This window comes from Commensalibacter sp. Nvir, assembly GCF_963921845.1.
GTDB lineage: Bacteria > Pseudomonadota > Alphaproteobacteria > Acetobacterales > Acetobacteraceae > Commensalibacter.
This window is the reverse complement of the sequence record NZ_CAWUGZ010000061.1, coordinates 1-4,243: the sequence shown is the minus strand read 5'-3', so window position 1 is coordinate 4,243 and position 4,243 is coordinate 1. Positions and strand designations below refer to the sequence as shown.

Genomic DNA, 4,243 nt, shown 5'->3' with positions numbered 1-4,243 from the left:
TGGATAGACAAATAAAAAATAAGACCGATATACAACGAGTTCGTGAGGCATATTTATTTTAAAAATTTGATTTTTAAAGAAAATTCCAATCAAACAAAAATGTTATTATTTAGCAGGCTATAATCGTTTAACATGCCTTATAAAGTTAATTAAGGTGCGTTACATAAATATTTTTATGTTCTAACAATTAAGTCTCTTTTGTTTTTATAAAAAATTATAAATCTTGTTACTAAAAAAGATGTATTGAAGTGGAAGATTGCAAATAATGTAAAAAATTAAATCTAATTATATTAATTAATAGATTACAATTTATGGCTTAATATTTTAATACTTAAGAATACTTATGTAACTCTAATTTTTTTATTCTATTAAAAAATAAAAGGGAGCGCATTTATAGTGTTAGTTCAAGAGGTTTATTTTCTTGAATGTGTTTAATTACAAAAATTATTATTTTGATTGCTGTATGGCAGATAGTAACCACCATTGACTTCCAGAAGCTCGCACAAAGGTCCATAGTTCTTTTATTTGAACTTTTTGGTTAGGGTTACCTTCAACAACTTGTCCCATTCTATTTGTCGTCACGTCAATTAAAGAATACTGCATTGTAACTGTTGCATAATCTCTGCCGGATTCAGTCCATGATTCCGACAAATCTCCCTGAATAAATTGTACTTCAGAGGTCGTATTACGTAGACCTTTGCTCGCTAAATCTGTTAGTTGTTCATGAAAATAAGCAACCATCTCAGGGGTAGCGAATTTCTGTAATCCAATAAGATCCTGTTTGTTCCATGCGTCTTGAATTTCTATTAGTCTTGTTTGAAAAAGAAGATAATCTTCTTTGGTCAATTGAATAGTGTTTTGGGATTTTGTTCGAGAAAAAAATCCGGAAGATTTTTTCTTATTTTTTTGTTGTAATCCTTGAAAAAAACGTAAACCCAACCAGAACAGCAGTCCTATAAAGAAAATTCGTAAAAGAAAATTGAACGCACTAAATTTCGGCTGCGTATTTATAGCGCCAGATTGGGCTCTACTTTCTTTATGTCCTGCCAACATATGATAGCCTGCAGCCCCAATGGCACCCCCGATTAAACCGCGTGTAAATGCATTATTATTTGGAGCGGCTGGTTTACGTACAGCGTTCCCGAAACCCCCATTAAAAGGGGTGGAAACAGGTGGGCGAGTCATGGTTATTTGAGTAGGATAAGCCCCAAAGGGAGATAAGCGATTTGAAAGAGGAGATTGGAATGTTCGACTACCTCGGCTTCCCATAGAGAGGCCTCTTCCTGCTCTTGCTTCGGCTTGAGGATTTCCACTGAGGATCAGTGTTGGTGTAAGCAGAAATAGACTTAAAAGACAAAGTAGGGTACGGCTTAAATTTGTCGTACAGTTCATTTCTTTTTCCAATTCATTATATATTATCAGTCGCCTGCAATACTCATATCGTCAATGCGTATGGTTGGACTGTTGACATGATAACGAAATTCCAAATCATTTGCGACATGAAGTTTGGAAAACATATCAATTAAGTTCGAGGCAAGGGTAAATTCCACAATAGGTTCAGCAATAGTCCCATTTCGTATTTTAAACCCGCTTGCACCTCGGCTGTAATCCCCAGTAAGCATATTTACAGAAGATCCAATTAATTCTGTAACGTATATTCCTTCTTTAATATCTTGCATCAGTTCTTCTGGAGTATGTGTACTAGGCATCACATATAAATTGGTTGGTGAAGGGAATGGAGCTGAAGAAACACCTCTCGAAGCATGGCCGTTACTGTTTAATCCCAGTTGTTTAGCGGAGCGAAAATCCAATAGCCAATTTACTAGTTTACCTTGCTTAATTAGATTAATTGTTTCTGGAAACAATCCTTCACTATCAAAAGGAATAGAACCGAGCCCACGAGCTTTATAAGGTTGGTCAATAACCGTGATGGATGGCGGAAAAATTACTTTCCCCATTGAGTCTTGCAAAAAAGAACTGCCTTTTGTAACACTGCTTCCATTTACGCCATTGGCTAAATGTTCAATAAGAGAACGTGCTACTCTTGGATGGAAAATTACAGGGAAAACACCCGTCTTTGGTTTTGTCGGATTAAGTTTAGCAACTGCTCTTTCCCCGGCATTTTTGCCAATTTCAGATGGGTTTTCCAAATCTTCAAAATATATGGCTGAATGATAATCATAATCCCTTTGCATATCTACCCCAGAGCCTGCCAATACGCATGCTGAAATGGAGTGATTGGTATGCGTATAAGATCCAAAAAAATCTTTGCTGTTGGCTAAGGTAATTTCTTTTTTACAAAATGCATAACTTCCCCCTACGCTATTACTAACACCTTTGACAGATAAAGCAGCCGATTCGGCTTCTTTGGCCCATTCAAGCATTGTTGAAGTGGGGTGTTCGGTAGGATCGTATAAATCCAGCTGTTCCGGTGAAACAATAGGTTTTGCAGAAGGGTATGGCAATCCAGTGTAAGGGTCTTCTGGTAATATTTTTGCCATCGAATTAGCTTTTTCAACCAAACGCGTTATATTTTTTTTATCAAAATCAGTCGTGGAAATGGTTGCAGAACGCTTATCTTTAAAGACACGAAGACCAATGATGTTGGTTTCTGAACGTTCGAGTTCTTCTGGGTGCGCATTGCGAACTTGAACGCTTACAGCAGTTGAAGAGACCATTAACGCATCTGCATCCGTAGCACCAAAATGCTTGGCTTCTTGAAGTAGTTTTTGAAGAAAAACGCGTTTATCTGTCATGAACTTAGTCTTTCAGCTATAAAAGATAAAGAAGGAACATGTTGAATGGGACCAAGGGTTGCTAGAGTAGGTTTAGAATGAAAAATCTGAGCGGCAATATTATAAATATCCTCTAGTTCGACCGCGTCTATTTTTTTAACAATTTCATGCGCAGGAATAACACGTCCATAAATTTGTAAATGACGTGCGATTTGTTCACATCGGCTGGCAGTACTTTCCATTGACATGAGTAAGGAAGATTTAAGTTGTGCTTTTGTACGTTTTAGTTCTTCAGGCTTGATGAAATGTTGTACTTTTTTTAATTCTTCAATAAGTACGGACAGTAGCTCTTTAGTTTGTTTTTTGCCCGTACCCGCGTAGATACCCAATACACCATCATCAAGGTGAGTATTATTATAAGAGTAAATGGAATACACTAAGCCTCTTTTTTCGCGTATTTCTTGAAATAAGCGAGAAGACATGCCTCCACCTAAAATAATTGAGAGCAAAACCGCAGGATAGTAAAGGGTATGTTTATAATTTACCGATGGAAACCCTAAAACAATGTGCGCTTGATCCAATTCTTTTTCTTTACGGAATTCTCCTCCCTGATACGCAGCAGGTAAAGGGGAAATTTTATTTCCCTGTGGTAAGTCTTTAAAATAGCGTTCTACCATAGACACAATTTGGTCGTGTTTTACGTTCCCAGCAGCAGAAAAAATAATATTGGAAGAAATATAGTGGTTATTTACATATTCTTTTAAATGATTGCGATTCAAAGTATTAATGATGGCGTGCGTGCCTAGCGTAGGCCTTCCCATAGGTTGATTTGGATAGGCGGTATCTTGAAAATAATCGAATATAATATCGTCAGGGGTATCATTGGTTTGTCCAATTTCCTGTAAAATAACACTTCTTTCTTTTTCAATCTCTTCGGGATTAAAAGTGCTGTGAGTAAGGATATCCCCTAAAATATCGACACCAAGCTCAAGATCTTCTTTAAGCAATTTCAAATAATACGCTGTGATTTCCCGCGCAGTATAAGCGTTGATATGGCCTCCAACGTTTTCGATTGTTTCCGCTATTTCAAAAGCTGAACGTTTTTCTGTTCCCTTGAAGGCCATATGTTCTAAAAAGTGAGAGATACCGTTTTCACAAGATTCTTCATATCTTGTACCCGCGTTTACATAAGCACCAAGGGACAAGGTTTCGACATGTTCCATACGTTCGGTTACAATTTTTACACCGGAAGGTAAAATTGAAATGTTTACAGCTTTACTCATAAAACTCCTAAAATTCTCTCAGTTATATTATTAAAAGATTGATTAGACTGATGTCTGGGTTTATTCAAGGTTTAAAGGAAGAGTTCGATAATATCCTTTTGGTGAGTAAAAAACAGGTATGAACAGGGGGGAAGGCGCCTTGATGTTTTACGTCTGTTTTGTTGTTTGGAAAAATTTAGCAAAGTGCGTCGTTCCTGCGGGAATGATAAGTACATTATAAGATAT

General features: G+C 36.8%; 3 protein-coding genes. All 3 read right to left on the bottom strand.

Annotation, left to right across the window (positions count from 1 at the left end; all coding sequences use genetic code 11):
• Positions 1–447: 447 nt before the first annotated feature.
• Genes AABE15_RS04515 through AABE15_RS04505 form a run of 3 tightly spaced genes read right to left on the bottom strand, consistent with a single transcriptional unit; the run spans position 448 to position 4,018 of the window.
• Positions 448–1,392: a Tim44-like domain-containing protein gene (locus tag AABE15_RS04515; protein ID WP_338330091.1), complete on the bottom strand. Its 945-nt coding sequence runs from the start codon at positions 1,390–1,392 to the stop codon at positions 448–450.
• Positions 1,393–1,418: 26 nt separating this feature from the next.
• Positions 1,419–2,756: a TldD/PmbA family protein gene (locus AABE15_RS04510; protein WP_338330090.1), complete on the bottom strand. Its 1,338-nt coding sequence runs from the start codon at positions 2,754–2,756 to the stop codon at positions 1,419–1,421.
• A complete protein-coding gene (locus AABE15_RS04505; protein WP_338330089.1) occupies positions 2,753–4,018 on the bottom strand; it encodes a pitrilysin family protein in 1,266 nt (421 codons plus the stop codon). Before AABE15_RS04505 ends, AABE15_RS04510 begins: the two co-directional genes overlap by 4 nt.
• Between the last annotated feature and the right edge of the window lie 225 nt (positions 4,019–4,243).

What these genes read in the sequence shown, in the direction of transcription:
- AABE15_RS04515 (WP_338330091.1), bottom strand. Translation starts at nt 1,392, where the DNA reads ATGAACTGTACGACAAATTTAAGCCGTACCCTACTTTGTCTTTTAAGT.
- AABE15_RS04510 (WP_338330090.1), bottom strand. Translation starts at nt 2,756, where the DNA reads ATGACAGATAAACGCGTTTTTCTTCAAAAACTACTTCAAGAAGCCAAG.
- AABE15_RS04505 (WP_338330089.1), bottom strand. Translation starts at nt 4,018, where the DNA reads ATGAGTAAAGCTGTAAACATTTCAATTTTACCTTCCGGTGTAAAAATT.